Annotated in this window: 13 protein-coding genes; 6 read left to right on the top strand and 7 right to left on the bottom strand. The window is 56.9% G+C overall.

Annotated elements, in window-relative coordinates; all coding sequences use genetic code 11:
* Positions 1 to 115: 115 nt before the first annotated feature.
* Positions 116 to 1,960, top strand: a complete 1,845-nt coding sequence (locus tag EAY64_RS04795; protein WP_103523651.1) for a SurA N-terminal domain-containing protein — start codon at positions 116 to 118, stop codon at positions 1,958 to 1,960.
* Between the two features lie 106 nt (positions 1,961 to 2,066).
* Here the strand turns inward: EAY64_RS04795 and sodB are convergent, their stop codons facing one another.
* The gene (sodB, locus tag EAY64_RS04790) at positions 2,067 to 2,648 is read right to left on the bottom strand and encodes a superoxide dismutase [Fe] (protein ID WP_103523650.1); all 582 of its coding nucleotides are present in this window, start codon (positions 2,646 to 2,648) and stop codon (positions 2,067 to 2,069) included.
* A gap of 129 nt (positions 2,649 to 2,777) precedes the next feature.
* Between sodB and EAY64_RS04785 the strand changes: the two genes are divergently transcribed.
* From EAY64_RS04785 to EAY64_RS04770, 4 genes are read left to right on the top strand one after another with little or no spacing between them, the layout of a single operon-like run.
* Complete coding sequence (locus tag EAY64_RS04785) at positions 2,778 to 3,959, top strand: BaiN/RdsA family NAD(P)/FAD-dependent oxidoreductase (protein ID WP_103523649.1); 1,182 nt, start codon at positions 2,778 to 2,780, stop codon at positions 3,957 to 3,959.
* A 52-nt stretch (positions 3,960 to 4,011) separates the two neighbouring features.
* Positions 4,012 to 5,421, top strand: coding sequence for a replicative DNA helicase (gene dnaB / locus EAY64_RS04780; protein ID WP_103523648.1), 1,410 nt, complete (start codon positions 4,012 to 4,014; stop codon positions 5,419 to 5,421).
* Between the two features lie 60 nt (positions 5,422 to 5,481).
* On the top strand, positions 5,482 to 5,790 hold the full coding sequence (locus EAY64_RS04775; protein ID WP_103523647.1) for a (2Fe-2S) ferredoxin domain-containing protein: 309 nt from the start codon (positions 5,482 to 5,484) through the stop codon (positions 5,788 to 5,790).
* The gene (locus EAY64_RS04770; protein ID WP_103523646.1) at positions 5,790 to 6,398 is read left to right on the top strand and encodes an alpha/beta hydrolase; all 609 of its coding nucleotides are present in this window, start codon (positions 5,790 to 5,792) and stop codon (positions 6,396 to 6,398) included. The genes EAY64_RS04775 and EAY64_RS04770 overlap by 1 nt, the downstream gene beginning before the upstream one ends.
* 55 nt (positions 6,399 to 6,453) lie before the next feature.
* Here EAY64_RS04770 and rnk read toward each other — a convergent pair whose 3' ends face one another.
* The 6 genes from rnk to dinG all read right to left on the bottom strand — a co-directional run bounded on the left by rnk (position 6,454) and on the right by dinG (position 12,792).
* Positions 6,454 to 6,864, bottom strand: coding sequence for a nucleoside diphosphate kinase regulator (gene rnk / locus EAY64_RS04765; RefSeq protein WP_103523645.1), 411 nt, complete (start codon positions 6,862 to 6,864; stop codon positions 6,454 to 6,456).
* Between the two features lie 126 nt (positions 6,865 to 6,990).
* Complete coding sequence (locus EAY64_RS04760) at positions 6,991 to 7,845, bottom strand: flagellin N-terminal helical domain-containing protein (RefSeq protein ID WP_103523644.1); 855 nt, start codon at positions 7,843 to 7,845, stop codon at positions 6,991 to 6,993.
* A gap of 125 nt (positions 7,846 to 7,970) precedes the next feature.
* Positions 7,971 to 8,768, bottom strand: coding sequence for a type I methionyl aminopeptidase (map, locus tag EAY64_RS04755; protein ID WP_103523643.1), 798 nt, complete (start codon positions 8,766 to 8,768; stop codon positions 7,971 to 7,973).
* Between the two features lie 107 nt (positions 8,769 to 8,875).
* Entirely contained in the window at positions 8,876 to 10,057 is a 1,182-nt protein-coding gene (locus EAY64_RS04750; protein WP_226034278.1) for a porin, read from the bottom strand.
* A gap of 166 nt (positions 10,058 to 10,223) precedes the next feature.
* Positions 10,224 to 10,538 carry a DUF3579 domain-containing protein gene (locus EAY64_RS04745; protein ID WP_059285374.1) on the bottom strand — a complete coding sequence of 105 codons (315 nt, stop codon included), beginning with the start codon at positions 10,536 to 10,538 and terminating at the stop codon, positions 10,224 to 10,226.
* A 127-nt stretch (positions 10,539 to 10,665) separates the two neighbouring features.
* Positions 10,666 to 12,792: an ATP-dependent DNA helicase DinG gene (gene dinG, locus EAY64_RS04740; RefSeq protein WP_103523642.1), complete on the bottom strand. Its 2,127-nt coding sequence runs from the start codon at positions 12,790 to 12,792 to the stop codon at positions 10,666 to 10,668.
* Between the two features lie 270 nt (positions 12,793 to 13,062).
* Here dinG and EAY64_RS04735 point away from each other — a divergent pair, with 270 nt between their 5' ends.
* The gene (locus tag EAY64_RS04735; RefSeq protein ID WP_103523641.1) at positions 13,063 to 15,021 is read left to right on the top strand and encodes an aminotransferase class I/II-fold pyridoxal phosphate-dependent enzyme; all 1,959 of its coding nucleotides are present in this window, start codon (positions 13,063 to 13,065) and stop codon (positions 15,019 to 15,021) included.
* The last annotated feature ends 94 nt before the right edge of the window (positions 15,022 to 15,115 follow it).

Below are 15,115 nucleotides of genomic sequence, written 5' to 3'. Positions count from 1 at the left end.
GCCGGGGGTCGCGGGTTCGAGTCCCGTCCACTCCGCCAGAATCTACAGAAAAGGTGAACGTATTCAGTCGTTCACCTTTTTTTTTACCAATGGGGTGGCTTGCGCCGATATCGCCATGTTCGATTTTGTTCAGAATAATAAAATTGCCATTCAAGTCATTCTGGGTGCGGTAGCGCTGACTTTTGTCGGCTTTGGTGTGGGTAGCTACTCCTCCGCCGTGGAAGACCCATATCTGGCCAAGGTTGGCTCGGCCAAGATCTACAAACGTGATCTGGACCGGCTACTGGAAGGGCAGCCCAGCGATGCGGCAACCCGCCAGCAAGCCATGGACGACCTGATTCGCCAAAACCTGTTGCTGGCGGCCGCCCATGATGGTGGTGCCGTCGTTACGCCTGAGCAATTGCGCAAGGTCATCGCCGGCATTACCGAATTGCAGGAAAACGGCCAGTTCAGTGCTTCCCGTTACAAGGAATTCCTTGCAGCACGCAATATGTCGGCCGAGGCTTTTGAAGCCAAGATCAGTCGCGACATCATGCTGCAAAACCAGATCAACAATTTTGCCGGTACCGGCTTTGTTTCGCGCAGCATGGTGGAGCGACTGGGCGGCCTGATGGCTGAAGAGCGCCAGGTTCGCTTGCTTTTGCTCAAGCCGGCGGATTTTGCGGCTCAGGTTAAAACCGATGATAAGGCGCTGCAGGCATTTTACGATGCCAACGCCAAGCGTTTCCGCAGTGCCGAAGCGGTCAAGCTCGACTACGTGTTGCTGTCCCCACAGGCAGTAGCTGCCGGCCTGACGGTGAGCGATGCCGAGGTCAAACAATATTACGAACAGCACAAGGCGGATTTGTCTGGCGAAGAGCGTCGCGCCTCGCACATCCTGCTGACCGTTGCCAAGGATGCCAAGCCGGCAGACAAGGCCAAGGTCAAGGCTGAGGCTGAGGCCTTGCTCAAGCAATTGCGTGCTGATCCGGGCAAGTTTGCCGAACTGGCCAAGTCCCGCTCGCAAGATCCTGGCTCGGCTGCCAATGGTGGCGATCTGGGTTTCTTCGCCCATGGCGTGATGGTCAAGCCGTTTGATGACGTGGTATTCCGCATGCAGCCGGGCAAGATCAGCGAAGTGGTGGAAACCGAGTTTGGCTATCACATCATCAAGCTGGACGAGATCAAGCAGCCTGATTTTGCTGCAGTGAGAAGTGCGGTTGAAGCCAAGCTCAAGCAGCAGAAGGCCGCTGGCCAGTTGCGCAGCATGTCGGACAAACTGGCTGAGGTGGCATATCAGCAGGCGGATTCGCTCAAGGGCGTGCAAGATGCCCTGAAGCTGGAAATCAAGCATTCCGATTGGCTGTCTCGCGATAAGAAGTCGGCCGACCCGGACCTGGCCAATGCCAAGGTGCTGGATGCTGCTTTCAGCGATGATGTGCTGAAGAAGAAGCACAATAGTGAACCGGTAGATATTGGTGGCGGCAACCTGGTAGTGGTGCGTGTGGCCGACCATCAGCCGGCACGTCAGCAAGCGCTGGCTGAGGTACGTGAACAGATCAAGGCTGAACTGATTGCGACCGAAGGTGCCAAGCTCGCGGAAAAGCAGGGTCAGACTTTGCTGGCTCAGCTGAAGGCAGGCAAGGCCGTGGAAGCGCCTAAGTGGGGTGAGTTGCAGCCTGTGTCTCGCCGTAATCCGGGAACGATGCCGACGGCTGATGTCCGTGCAGTATTCTCGGTGGCGGCAAGCCCGCTGCCTGCCTTTGCCGGTAGCAAGCATGACAACGGTGACTACGCCATCTACCAGATTGCTAGCGTCGCGGCCGGTGCTGCGGTGAGTGATGCAGAGCGTGCGCAACTGGCTGCGGCGATGGAGCAGATGACCGCCCGTAACCAGCTGGGCAGTTATCTGGAAACCTTGCGCCAGAAATATCCGATCAAGCTGGGTAAACAACAGTTGAATGATCAGAGCGAGCAGTAAGTGGCTTAAGAAAAAGCCGACCTGATGGTCGGCTTTTTTGTTTGTCCCGACCGTGCCGGGGCAATATAAAAGGGCCGTGTGGCCCTTGTTTGGAACTCAAGCCTGCTTAGGCTGCAAAGTTCTTGGCGGCAAAATCCCAGTTCACCAGCTTCCAGAAGCTGTCCAGGTAGTTCGGACGGCTATTGCGGTAGTCGATGTAGTAGGCGTGCTCCCATACATCACAGGTCAGCAGCGGAGTCTTGTCAGTGGTCAGCGGTGTGGCGGCATTGCTGGTGGAAACCAGATCGAGCGAGCCATCGCTGTTCTTGACCAGCCAGGCCCAGCCGGAACCGAAGGTGCCAACGGCAGTCTGGGTGAAGGCCTTCTTGAATTCTTCGAAGGAACCCCATTTGGCGTTGATGGCATCGGCCAGTGCGCCGGTCGGTTCGCCGCCGGCATTGGGAGCCAGGCCAAACCAGTAGAAGGTGTGGTTCCACACCTGAGCGGCGTTATTGAAAATGCCACCTGAGGATTTCTTGACGATTTCTTCCAGCGAAGCGTTTTCGAACTCGCTACCCTTGATCAGGTTGTTCAGGTTGGTGATGTAGGTCTGATGATGCTTGCCGTAGTGGAATTCCAGGGTTTCCTTGGAGACGTGGGGGGCCAGCGCATCCAGTGCGTATGGCAGTTCCGGCAGTTTGTGTTCCATCATGCTCTCCTTGTTGAGAATTGGGCTTGCAGAATTGCGTAAGCCGAATCTAGCGGAATGCTGTATGCCCAAGTGTACTGGAATCGCCTGTTAATCGCCAATAGTTGACTAAATAAGTAAAGTAAGAAAATGAATAAGTCATTTGACGTCATTGTGCTGGGTGCCGGGGCTGCCGGCATGATGTGCGCAGCTGTTGCCGGCCAGAATGGTCGGCAGGTTCTGCTGCTGGACCATGCCGAAAAGCTGGCTGAAAAGATCCGCATCTCTGGTGGTGGTCGCTGCAATTTCACCAATAACACAGCCCGGCCCGAGTGCTATCTGTCAGAAAATGCCCATTTCTGCCGTTCGGCACTGGCACAGTTTGGCCCGCGTGATTTTCTGGCGATGGTGGAAAAACACGGTATTGCCTACCACGAGAAAAAGCTGGGCCAGCTGTTTTGTGATGACTCCAGCCAGCAAATCATCGACATGCTGGATGCCGAGTGTCGTCAGGGCGGGGTAGAGCGCCAGATGGGTGTTACGGTGCAGACAGTGAGCGCAGGCATGGCTGGTGGTTTTGTGTTGGATACTTCGCTGGGGCGTTTTGAGGCGCAATCGCTGGTCGTGGCCACTGGTGGTTTGTCCATCCCGCAAATTGGTGCTTCGCCGCTGGGCTATCGCATTGCCGAGCAGTTCGGCTTGCCAGTTACCAGCCTGAGTCCGGCCCTGGTGCCGCTGACCTTTCATGTAGAAGATGCCGAAGCTTTTGCCCCCCTGGCTGGAGTGTCACTGGATGTGGAAGTGCGTGCGGGCAAGGGCCGCTTCCGTGAGCAGGTGCTGTTTACCCACAAGGGACTCTCAGGTCCGGTCATCTTGCAGATTTCCTCGTATTGGGAACCCGGCATGGATGTGGTGATCAACCTCTTGCCCGATCATGATGCGCAGGCTTTCCTGGAGGAGCGGCAGGGTAGCGAGCAACTGCTGAGCAATGCGCTGGCAGAGTTGGGCTGGCCCAAACGCTTTGCCGAGGCCTGGCTGGCACGGCAGGGCTGCCATGTACGGCTGAAAGAGCTGACACCGAAGAAACGGCTGCAACTGGCCGAGCAGCTACATCACTGGCGTATCAAGCCCAATGGCACCCAGGGCTACAAAAAGGCGGAAGTCACGCGCGGTGGCGTTTCCACCAAGGCCCTGTCCTCCAAGACCATGGAGGCGCGGGATGTTCCGGGCTTGTACTTTATTGGCGAAGTGGTGGATGTCACCGGCTGGCTGGGGGGATATAACTTTCAGTGGGCGTGGTCATCCGGCTATGTGGCGGGTAAAAACTGCTAGAATTGCCACCTGATTCCCTGCTGTTGCCTGTAGCACATTTCATTGAGTCTCCATGACCGAACAGTACGAAAATTTTGACGGCGCCATGGCGTCCTTGCGCACACCGCCGCACTCCACCGAAGCAGAACAGTCGGTGCTGGGTGGTTTGATGCTGGACAACAGCGCCTTCGACAAGATTGCCGATGTGGTATCCGAGGCTGATTTTTATCGCCATGACCACAAACTGATTTTCAAGCACATTGCCCGCCTGATCGAGCTGGGACGCCCGGCCGACGTGGTGACGGTGTCCGAGGTGCTGGACAAGAATGCCGAGCTGGCTGATATCGGTGGCCTGTCCTATCTGGCCACGCTGGCGCAGAATACCCCGTCCGCTGCCAATATCCGCCGCTATGCCGAAATCGTGCGCGAGCGTTCCATCATGCGTCAGCTGGCGGTGGTTGGGGCGGAGATTGCCGAGTCGGCCTATGCGCCGCAAGGGCGTGATGCTGCCCAGTTGCTGGACGAGGCCGAAGGCAAGGTGTTCCAGATTGCTGAATCCACCGCCAAGTCCAAGCAGGGCTTTCTGGAAATGCCCGGTCTGCTGAAAGAAGTGGTCGAGCGCATCGACATGCTGTACAGCCGTGACAATCCGGACGAAGTAACCGGCATACCTACAGGCTTTATCGATCTGGATGCCAAGACCTCCGGCCTGCAGCCGGGGGACCTGGTGATCGTGGCTGGTCGTCCGTCCATGGGTAAAACTGCCTTCTCCATGAATATCGCCGAGCATGTGGCGGTAGAGTACAAGGCCCCCGTCGCCGTGTTCTCCATGGAAATGGGCGGCGCGCAGCTGGTGATGCGTATGCTGGGCTCGGTGGGCAGGCTGGATCAGCATGTCTTGCGTACCGGTAAACTGGGCGACGAAGACTGGCAAAAGCTCACCTATGCTATCGGCAAGCTATCCGAGGCGCCGATGTATATCGACGAAACGCCAGCACTGACGGCGCTGGAGCTACGTGCGCGGGCTCGGCGTCTGGCGCGTCAGCATGGTGGCAAGCTGGGCCTGATCGTGATCGACTATTTGCAGCTGATGTCGGGCTCGGGACGTGGCGACAACCGTACTGCGGAGCTGGGTGAGATTTCGCGCGGTCTGAAAGGTTTGGCCAAAGAGTTGCAGGTGCCGGTGATTGCGCTGTCGCAGCTGTCGCGAGCGGTAGAGCAGCGCCCCAACAAGCGCCCGATGATGTCTGACTTGCGCGAATCCGGTGCCATCGAGCAGGATGCCGACATCATCATCTTCATGTACCGCGAAGAGTACTACAGTCCGGAAAATGCCGAGGTCAAAGGCATGGCCGAGGCGATTATCGGCAAGCATCGTAATGGTCCCACGGGTGCTGTGCGGCTGGCCTTTGTCGGCAAGCATGCCAAGTTTGAAAACGCCGCCACACTGGGCATCAGTGGCTGGGCGGATAGTGATGGTTAAGCTGTGGGGTGGCAGCACGCTGCACGCACAGCGGTCTGCTGTACCTGGGAAAGGAAACGCATGAGTTTTTTCGACAAGCATGTTTTTGTCTGCTGCAATCAGCGGGCTGCCGGCGAGGATTGTTGCAATAACCATGGCTCCAGCGAGCTGCTGGCCTATATGAAAGACCGGATCAAGGCGCTGGGCCTGGCTGGCGACGGCAAGATCCGTGTCAATAAGGCGGGCTGCCTGGGACGCTGCGATCAGGGCCCGGTCATGGTGGTCTATCCGCAAGAGACTTGGTACACCTTTGTCGACCGCGAGGACATCGACGAAATCATCGATGAGCATATGGTGGCTGGCCGCATTGTGGAAAGGCTGAAAGTCTGATGCTGAAGGCGCAAAACAAGCTGCTCATCGCCGGACCTGCCGGTGCGCTGGAAACCATCGTGGTGTCGCCGTCTGGCCAGGTCAGTGGCATTGCGGTGATCTGCCATCCCAACCCGCTGCAAGGTGGCACCAATACCAACAAGGTGGTGCAAACCGCAGCCAAGGCGCTATCCCAGCTGGGCTACGTCTGCTATTGCCCCAACCTGCGTGGGGTAGGGGCCAGCGAAGGCCTGCATGATCATGGTCTGGGTGAGGTGGACGATGTGCTGGCCGTGGTGGCGCATGCGCGTGCGGAGCAGGGTGATCTGCCATTGGCGTTGGCAGGCTTTTCGTTTGGTGGCTTTGTGGCAGCCCGTACCAGGGCGGTGATCGAAGCTGACAAATTGCTGCTGATGGGCGTGGCCGTGGGCAAGTATGAAATCCCTACGCCAGCGGTACCAAATGATACCTTGGTGATTCATGGCGAAGAAGACGAGGTCATTCCCCTGTCTGCCGTGTTGGACTGGGCTCGGCCGCAGGATTTGCCGGTATTGGTTTTCCCGGGTGCCGGCCATTTCTTTCACGGCAAGCTGATCAAGCTGGCGCAGATGATTCAGCGTTGCTGGTGAGTGTTGTGGGTGAAAGCAGGGCCAGTCATCAGACTGGCCATTTTTTTGCCCGCGATCAGCGATGCAGTTCACCAGCGGCTTCAGGCTGGTAGATTACTTCCAGTACCGTCAACCTGGTCTGTCCCGCCAGTGTGGGCCAGTCTATGCTTTGGCCTTCGGCCAGTCCCAACAGGGCCGCTCCGATGGGGGCAAGGATGGATACATGGCCGGCGGTGCCATCGGCCTGATTGGGATAAACCAGCGTCAGCAGCTTTTCTTCACCACTTTGTTCAATACGAACCCGTGCCGTGCTGTTCATGGTGATGATGCCGGCCGGGATGTTTTCCGGATCAACCACCTCTGCGCGTTCCAGTTCTGCTTCCAGTGCCGCCAGGGTTGTCTTGTCCTGTGCGGGAAGACGCTCCATCCAGGCAGCCAGCCTTTCATAGTCCAGGCTGGAAACGATAATGGCCGGTTGAGTCGGCATGGTTCTACTCCTTGCTCATCAATAAAAAGCACAGGATAACGGTTGTTATCCTGTGCGGGTCGGTCAGCCTTGCTGCCGGTTGTTTACTGAAGCTTGGAGTGTCGCAGCGGGATAAAGTTGCCTGACTTAGCCGAGCAGGCTGAGTGCGCTGCGCTGGGAGATATTGGCCTGTCCCTGAACTGCAATCGCGGCTTGGCCGAGTATCTGTTGCTGCACCAGTTGCGCCGTTGCTGATGCATAGTCGGTATCGCTGATGCGACTATTGGCGGCCTGGGCATTCAGCGAGGCATTCTGCAAATTATCGATGGCAGCAGAGAACTGGTTGCTGCTTGCCCCAAGCTGGGTGCGCGAGCTGCTGATGGTATTCAGATCCGACTGGATATTACTCTGCGCAGCCAAGGCGCTGGCCGGGCTGGACAGGTCGATGGTGCCGGTGGCATTCAGATTGGCATTGTAGCCGTACAGGCCGCCACTAGCGGGGCTGGCGCTCAGGTCCGTGGTGTTTACGCTGATCTGGTTGCTGCTGTCGCCATTGGGGCCGACCTGGAATTGCAGTGCATTATTGCTGCTCAGCAAGGGGGTGCCGTTGTACTGGGTATTCTGGATGATGGCTGAATTGTTTTGGGTCAGCTGGTCGGCCTGCTGCTGCAAGGACTGACGGTTGCTGCTGTTCAGTGCGGCATCCCCGGCCTGAATGGCCAGATCCTGCAATTGCTGGCTATTGTCCTGTAGCTGGCTGAGCGCGCCATCCGCAGTTTGCACCAAGGAAATTCCATCCAGCGCGTTGCTGCTGGCTTGGTTGTCTCCTCGTACTTGTGCTTCCAGTGATTGTGACAGCGCAGTATTGGCTGCATTGACGGCGGCACTGCTCAGCTGCGTGCCAGAAGACAGTTCAGCCAGAGTCTGTTCTGTTTTTTTGCGCGACTTGTCCAGTTGAGTCTGTGCGCTGAGTGCGGAGGTGTTGCTACCGATGGTTAGCATGTCGAGCTCGCTTGAATTGCTGTCGGATCATGCAGTTACTATAGGAGCTCTTGCCGGGCTTAACCAGTATTTACATAAAAACACCCGCTATCAGCGGGTGTTTACTGTGGTATTGCTAACAAAACTCAGCGGCTGGCTGGTTTGGCCGGGGTGCCGGCGGACTGAGTCAGCACTTCATAGCCGGTTTCCGTTACCAGGATGGTGTGTTCCCATTGTGCGGAGAGGCTGCGGTCCTTGGTGGTAACGGTCCAGCCGTCGCCCATCATGCGCAGGTGGCGTTTGCCCTGATTGATCATCGGTTCGATGGTGAAGATCATGCCAGCCTGCAATTCCAGACCGGTCCCAGGACGGCCATAGTGCAGTACTTGTGGCTCTTCGTGGAAGCGCTTGCCAATGCCATGGCCGCAGAATTCCTGTACCACGCTATAGCCGTTGGTTTCGGCATATTGCTGCACGGCATAGCCGATATCGCCCAGTGTGGCGCCCGGCTTCACTTTTTCAATGCCGCGCCACATGCATTCATAGGTGATCTTGCACAGGCGACGGGCATGCTCGCTGACTTCGCCGACAAAGAACATGCGGCTGGTGTCGCCGTGGTAGCCATCCTTGATCACGGTGATATCGATATTCATGATGTCGCCGTTTTTCAGCGGCTTGTCATTGGGGATGCCATGACACACCACGCTATTGATCGAGGTGCAGATGGACTTGGGGTAGGGGTTATGGCCATCGGGGGCATAGTTCAGCGGGGCCGGGATGCAGCCCTGTACATTGACCATGTAGTCATGGCACAGCTTGTCGATGGCTTCGGTGGTCACACCCGGTTTGACAAAGGGAGTGATGTAGTCGAGTACTTCGGAGGCCAGTTTGCCGGCGATACGCATTTTCTCGATATCGGCGGCGGTTTTCAGTTCAACGCTCATTGTGGTGGTCTTGGTGTGTGCGGCAATGTTCCATTCTAGCAAATGATGAAAAAACGGGCATCCTTGCGGATGCCCGTTTTGCAGTTTGTTGCTAAGCGGTGTGCAGCTTAGAACGCAACTTTCAGACCAACACCGAAGGCTTGCGGGTCAACACCAGCTGCCAGTGCTGCGGAAGAGCCACCAACGCCAGAAGTGTAGATCGAAGTGTTGGCAAAGTTGGCGTTTTGAGCCGACTTGTTGGTGATCTTGGTGTAGTAACCGAACAGCTTGGTGGACTTGGACAGGTTGTAGTCAGCACCCAGAGCCCATTGGTGAGCCTTATAGTTGTCTTCGGTTCCGGCAGTTGCACCTTTCAGACGACCCAGCGAGCTGTACTCCAGCTTCAGGGTGGCAGCACCAATGTCCTGGCCAACCGACAGAGTCCAGTCATCCTGCTTCAGATCGGCACCGCTGGTACTGGAGCCAAAGCGACCAAATTCGTAGCCAGCACCAACAAAGGTTCCAGTGGCGAATTTGTAGCTGGTAGCCAGCTTGTAGAAGTCTACATTCTTGCCAGCCCAGTTTGCTGCGGCACCAGATGCGTTGCTTACGCCGCGGTCATACTGACGATCCCAGCCTGCGGCGACTTGCAGACCGCCATTAGTGTAGTTACCTGCCAGAGAAATACGGCTGGTGTTAGTCTGGCCGTTGGTGTTGGTTACAGTGCCGTCAGCTTTTACGTTGTTCAGGCGAGCTTCGTCAACGCCATAGGAAACACCAACCTGGAAGCCGGACCAGTTCGGCGAGAAGTAGTGAACAGAGTTCTTCAGACGAGTTTCCGCGCGGCTGTAAACCTGGCTGGAGCCGTTGTTTTCAGCAGTGCTGTCGCCGAACAGGTTCAGACCGATGTTAGTCATGGACTTGTAGGCGGTGTCGTTGTAACCAACGATAACTTTACCGAAGCTGGCATTGTCCAGGCCAACGAAGGAGTTGCGGGTGGCGAAGGTCGCGGTTTCGCCCTTATCGTTGGTACCGCCATTTTCAAAATACTTCAGGCTTTGTTCAACTTGCCAGATAGCCTTGTTGCCATTGCCCAGATCTTCAAAACCCTTGAAGCCGATGCGGGAGTTGTCATCCACGACACGGGTGCGGGACTTGTAGTCGGAAGCGGAGCCGGCGGTAGCGCCGGTAGCCTTGGTGGATTCAATGCTGCTGCTGATGAAACCGTAGATGGTTACATCGGCGTGGGCGGCGAACGGAACGGCGAACAGGGTTGCAACCAGTGCGGCTAGGCTTTTCTTTTGCATCATCAGTGCTCCATCAGGGGTTTTATGTTCGTTATACGTACTGGCTGTGGCGAAACTCTATGTTTGAGCCGTCCAGCACCTCAGTACTGTCGAAGTTTAACCACAAAATGTGACGCTGATGTTGCAGAAAAGATGCAAAGCTCTGCCGGAAAAAAGCTATCTGTTGTTTTTATGCTAAAAACTTATTGGGATAGACTTCATCAATTAGTGTCCGGCAATCAACAATGCGTAAATCATTGTCTTTGGCAAAGTCCATCAGGAACTGGAATACCTGCGGATCGATCTTTTGCAGCTTTTTGTCGACGGCTACACAGCGCACGCCTTCTAGCAGCATGGGGCGGACATAGGCGTGGTAGGACAACTTCTGGTCGCCGCCAAAGGAGGCCAGAATGCCCGCCAGGCGTTCTGCCCAGTCGCTGGGACGGAAAGTGCGGCCTTCGGAGGTAAGCCCCTGGATGACTACTTCATATGGATTGCAGATCATGGTGATGAACCGGAGTGTGCTTTTAAGGTGTGGTCTCTGTATTTATCTATAGCAAAGACAGTGTTGTTGTTTTGGACTGTCTTTGATGCAGCGCAATAGCGGGTTTACCCGCAATTTTACCCGAAAATCAAATGCGCTTGAATGGCGGTAGCGAGGCAAGTAGTTTTTTTCCGTAACTTTGTTTCAGCAAGCGGTTGTCCAGAATGGTGACGCGACCATAGTCGCGCTCGGTGCGGATCAGTCGGCCCACTGCCTGGATCAGCTTGATGGAGGCCTCTGGCACGGTCAGTTCCACGAAGGGATTGCCGCCGCGTTTTTCAATCCAGCGCGACAGGGTTTTACCAACCGGATCGTCCGGCATGGCGAAGGGCAGCTTGGCAATGATGACGTGCACGCAGCTTTCTCCCGGCAGATCCAGACCTTCCGAGAAGGAGTCCAGGCCGAAAATCACGCTGGCCTGACCTTGTTTCAGCCTGCTGTGATGGGTTTCCAGCAGCACGCTTTTGGGAATCTCGCCCTGAATCAGCAATTGTGCGCGCAGGGCTTCGGGTAGTTGACTGGCCACTTCCTGCATTTGCTTGCGTGAGGAAAACAGCACCAGGGTGCCGACCGGCTCGCCGGTATCTACGAGTTTGGGCAGCCACTCGACGATTTCGCGGGTATGGCCTTGCGGGTCTTTCGGGCTGGCCAGCATGGGCGGCAGATACAACTCACCTTGTTCGGTGAAATTGAATGGTGAGTCCAACGCCACGCAGCTGACTTGGGGCAGCCATTTGAGGCCGGTTTGCGATAGCAGCAGGTCAAAAGCACCCAGCGAGCGCAGGGTTGCCGAGGTCAGCACGGCACCGGCGGCACGGCGCCACAGGGTGGCTGCCAGGCTGGCGGCGGCGCTGACGGGGGAAGCGGAGAACAGATAGTCGCCCTTGCCCTCGATGCGCCGGGTAATCCATTTGGCAATCGGTGGTGCCGCTTCTTCGGTCTGCTTTTCAAACAGGTCCCACACTGCCATCAATTGCTCGGCGCGGCCGTTGAGAAAACCAATGTCGGCTGCCGCCTTGTCGATCTGGGTGGTATCGCTGCCTTTTTCCTTGCGCGCTTCGGTCAGGGCATCATTCAGCGCCGACAGATGTTTGAAAATGGCGCGCGCGGCAACTGCCATGTTGCGGGCGGGTTCTTGCAGGCGTTCCGGTAGCTGGCCATCGTCCATCAGCCAGGTGGGTTCCATATTGTCACTGCTGGCGCTGAGGGCTTCTTCACCGCTGAGCAGCCACAGCCATTCATTCAGTGTTTCCATGCAGGCGCTGGCGGCATCCATGGCCTGGGTGGCAATCTCCGATTTTCCGGTCAGGGTTTCCACCCGTGCGGCAATGGGCGCCACCTTGTCGAGCCAGCCAATAGCCTGTGCCAGCGAATGCTCGGCGGAGAACTGGTTGATGGCTTTTTTGGCCAGATGATGTGCCTCGTCGATGCAGTAGTAGCTGTCTTCCGGCGCCGGCAGGATGACGCCGCCACCCATGGAGACATCGGCCAGCATCAGGTCGTGGTTGGCCACGATGACGTCGACGGTTTCCAGGGTGTCGCGGGCCAGATAAAACGGACATTCCGGACGATTGGGGCAGGCGGCTTTCAGACAACCGTGTCGGTCGTTGGTGACGCGGCTCCACAGGCTGTCTTCAATGATGTCTTTCCAGCTGTCGCGGTCGCCATTCCAGCGGCGGTAATAGAACTCATCCGCCATGGCGCGCAGGGCTTCAATCTCACCAGCCTGCGGTTTGCGGTCCCACAGCGTCAGCATGGGGTCGGGTGCCAGTAACTGACCCTGGGCGTTTTCGGCGGTCAGGGCATAAATGCGCTGCGGACACAGATAACGGCCACGGCCCTTGGCCAGGGCAAAGGTCAGCGGCAGACCACTGTTTTCCACCACGAAGGGCAGGTCGCGGTTGACCAGTTGCTCCTGCAGGGCGACGGTGGCGCTGGTGACTACCAGCTTTTTGCCGCGCGAGCGCGCCATCACGCCACCGGCCAGCAGGTAGGCCAGACTCTTGCCGACACCGGTGGGGCCTTCGATCACCGCGATGCTTTCGCCTTCACGATTAGGGTAGGCATCGCCCTGTTTATCCAGACTGCGCGACAAGGCATTGGCGATTTCCGCCAGCATGCGGCGTTGGGCCGCGCGCGGACGGAAGCCGGGCAGGTTGTCGGCAATGGTGCGGTAGTGATCGCGGATGGCGTCTTTTTCAGCATCGTTCAGCATGGCGCGATTGTACCGCAAGCGGGGCGGCCGATTCGTGCTAAAGCGTCACGGATTTTCGTCTGTGCGCAAATGTTGCTATGCAAAATGACGGCTTGGTCAGCTTGTGGATACGATAGCCAAAAAACAATTCAGCCAGAGTCTTCGGCAAAGTCACCTTAAATCCGGGAAAACGGATGGTGATTGACTGGAAAATGCCGGCTCTGCATCGCGTACACATGGACAGACAGACAATAAAGTACGCAGCGTTCTACACACAGGAGAAATCAGTTCATGACACCCGTAAGCCGCGTTCTGGTGGTAAGCGATGATGCAAAGTGGCAGGCCGATGTGCTGGCCGGGCTGGGAGCCGTGGCCGTGCGTCTGGAGAATCCCTATGGTTTGACCTTTATCGGTGCGGCGCGCCTGAAAGAGGCCATGGATGTGATACGGCGCGATGGCGACATTCAGGCCGTGCTGGTCGACAAGCAGTTGCAGGAAAAGGGCATCAGCCAGGCTGCGGTACAGCTGGCCAACCAGATCAGCGACTTCCGTCCTGAGCTGTCGCTTTATGTATTGCTGGTGGATGACGATGAAAGAGTGCTGGTGGAGAGCCTGGCCAGTCATGCGGTGGATGGCTATTTTTACCGTGACGAGACCGATTACAACGGCTGGTTCCGTATCCTGACTGCCGAACTGGCGGAAAAATCGGCCACGCCTTTCTATGACAAGCTCAAGCAGTATGTGCGCATGGCCAAGGACTCCTGGCATACCCCGGGCCATGCTGGCGGTGATTCGCTCAAGGGCAGCCCGTGGGTGGGGGACTTTTACGATTTTGTCGGCGAGAACATGCTGCGCGCCGATCTTTCCGTTTCGGTACCCATGCTGGATTCGCTGCTGCATCCCACCGGGGTGATTGCCGAATCGCAAAAGCTGGCGGCCAAGGCTTTTGGTGCACGCAAGACCTATTTCGCCACCAATGGCACCTCTACCTCCAATAAGGTGATTTTCCAGACTCTACTGGCTCCGGGCGACAAATTGCTGCTGGATCGCAATTGTCACAAATCGGTACACCACGGGGTGATTCTGTCCGGTGCCTTGCCGGTGTATCTGGATTCCTCCATCAATCGTCAATACGGCATTTTCGGACCGGTGCCCAAGGCCACCATTTTTGCCGCCATCGAGGCCAATCCGGATGCGCGGGTACTGATTCTGACTTCCTGCACCTATGATGGTCTGCGCTATGACCTGGTGCCCATTATCGACGCCGCACACGAGAAAGGTATCAAGGTGATCGTGGACGAGGCCTGGTATGGCTTTGCCCGTTTTCATCCGGCGTTCCGCCCCACGGCGCTGGAGTCCGGTGCCGACTATGTCACGCAAAGTACCCACAAGATCCTGTCCGCCTTCTCCCAGGCCAGCATGATTCATGTGAATGATCCCGGCTTTGACGAACATCTGTTCCGGGAAAACTTCAATATGCATACCTCCACCAGCCCGCAGTACAACCTGATTGCCAGTCTGGATGTGGCGCGCAAGCAGGCAGTGACCGAAGGCTATCGCTTGCTCGACCGGACCCTGAAGCTGGCGGAGGAGCTGCGCGACAAGATCAACTCCACCGGCGCTTTCCGTGTGCTGGAGCTGGAAGACCTGTTGCCGGAGGATATCCGCGAAGATGGCATCCGGCTGGACCCGACCAAGCTGACGGTGGACATTACCCAGTCTGGCTTTACCACGGACGAGCTGCAGCATGCGCTGTTCGAGCGCTACAACATCCAGGTGGAGAAATCGACCTTCAGCACCATTACCTTGCTGTTGACCATGGGGACGACGCGCAGCAAGGTGTCGCGGCTGTACGATGCGCTGTTGCGCCTGGCCAAGGAGAAGCGGCCACCGCGTGCAGTGGGGCGGATGCCGGAAATTCCGCGATTCTCACGGCTGGCCTGCCTGCCGCGCGATGCCTTTTATGAGGCGGGCGAGCGCTTGCCCTTGCTGGATGACGATGGCCGCCCCAATGCCGAACTGAATGGCCGGGTGTGTTGCGACCAGATCGTACCTTACCCGCCTGGCATCCCGGTTTTGGTGCCAGGGCAGGTGATTGACGACAGTATCCTGTCATACCTGGCGCGTCTGCAAAAGACACAAAAGTCCATAGAAACGCATGGTTTGGCTGAAGATGGTGGGGAAATGTATGTCAGAGTGCTGAAAGATAGGGAGTTATCGCATTTGCCTGACAGATTGTTGTTCAGCTGAGAGCTTGTCAGAACGGCCAAATTCCGATAAATATAACAATTGTCGCAAATATGTAAATTTTGCATCCGTTTACTACGGGATTGCGACACCAGTT

It is taken from the genome of Aquitalea palustris, assembly GCF_003693445.1.
Taxonomy (GTDB): Bacteria; Pseudomonadota; Gammaproteobacteria; order Burkholderiales; family Chromobacteriaceae; genus Aquitalea; species Aquitalea palustris.
The sequence above is the reverse complement of the archived record's forward strand: the minus strand, read 5'-3'. Positions and strand labels throughout refer to the sequence as shown.

Excerpts from the sequence above, each read along its gene's own strand:
- sodB (WP_103523650.1), bottom strand. The coding sequence starts at position 2,648 with ATGGAACACAAACTGCCGGAACTGCCATACGCACTGGATGCGCTGGCC.
- EAY64_RS04785 (WP_103523649.1), top strand. The coding sequence starts at position 2,778 with ATGAATAAGTCATTTGACGTCATTGTGCTGGGTGCCGGGGCTGCCGGC.
- EAY64_RS04745 (WP_059285374.1), bottom strand. The coding sequence starts at position 10,538 with ATGATCTGCAATCCATATGAAGTAGTCATCCAGGGGCTTACCTCCGAA.
- rnk (WP_103523645.1), bottom strand. The coding sequence starts at position 6,864 with ATGCCGACTCAACCGGCCATTATCGTTTCCAGCCTGGACTATGAAAGG.
- EAY64_RS04760 (WP_103523644.1), bottom strand. The coding sequence starts at position 7,845 with ATGCTAACCATCGGTAGCAACACCTCCGCACTCAGCGCACAGACTCAA.
- dnaB (WP_103523648.1), top strand. The coding sequence starts at position 4,012 with ATGACCGAACAGTACGAAAATTTTGACGGCGCCATGGCGTCCTTGCGC.
- EAY64_RS04775 (WP_103523647.1), top strand. The coding sequence starts at position 5,482 with ATGAGTTTTTTCGACAAGCATGTTTTTGTCTGCTGCAATCAGCGGGCT.
- EAY64_RS04750 (WP_226034278.1), bottom strand. The coding sequence starts at position 10,057 with ATGATGCAAAAGAAAAGCCTAGCCGCACTGGTTGCAACCCTGTTCGCC.
- EAY64_RS04735 (WP_103523641.1), top strand. The coding sequence starts at position 13,063 with ATGACACCCGTAAGCCGCGTTCTGGTGGTAAGCGATGATGCAAAGTGG.
- map (WP_103523643.1), bottom strand. The coding sequence starts at position 8,768 with ATGAGCGTTGAACTGAAAACCGCCGCCGATATCGAGAAAATGCGTATC.
- dinG (WP_103523642.1), bottom strand. The coding sequence starts at position 12,792 with ATGCTGAACGATGCTGAAAAAGACGCCATCCGCGATCACTACCGCACC.
- EAY64_RS04795 (WP_103523651.1), top strand. The coding sequence starts at position 116 with ATGTTCGATTTTGTTCAGAATAATAAAATTGCCATTCAAGTCATTCTG.
- EAY64_RS04770 (WP_103523646.1), top strand. The coding sequence starts at position 5,790 with ATGCTGAAGGCGCAAAACAAGCTGCTCATCGCCGGACCTGCCGGTGCG.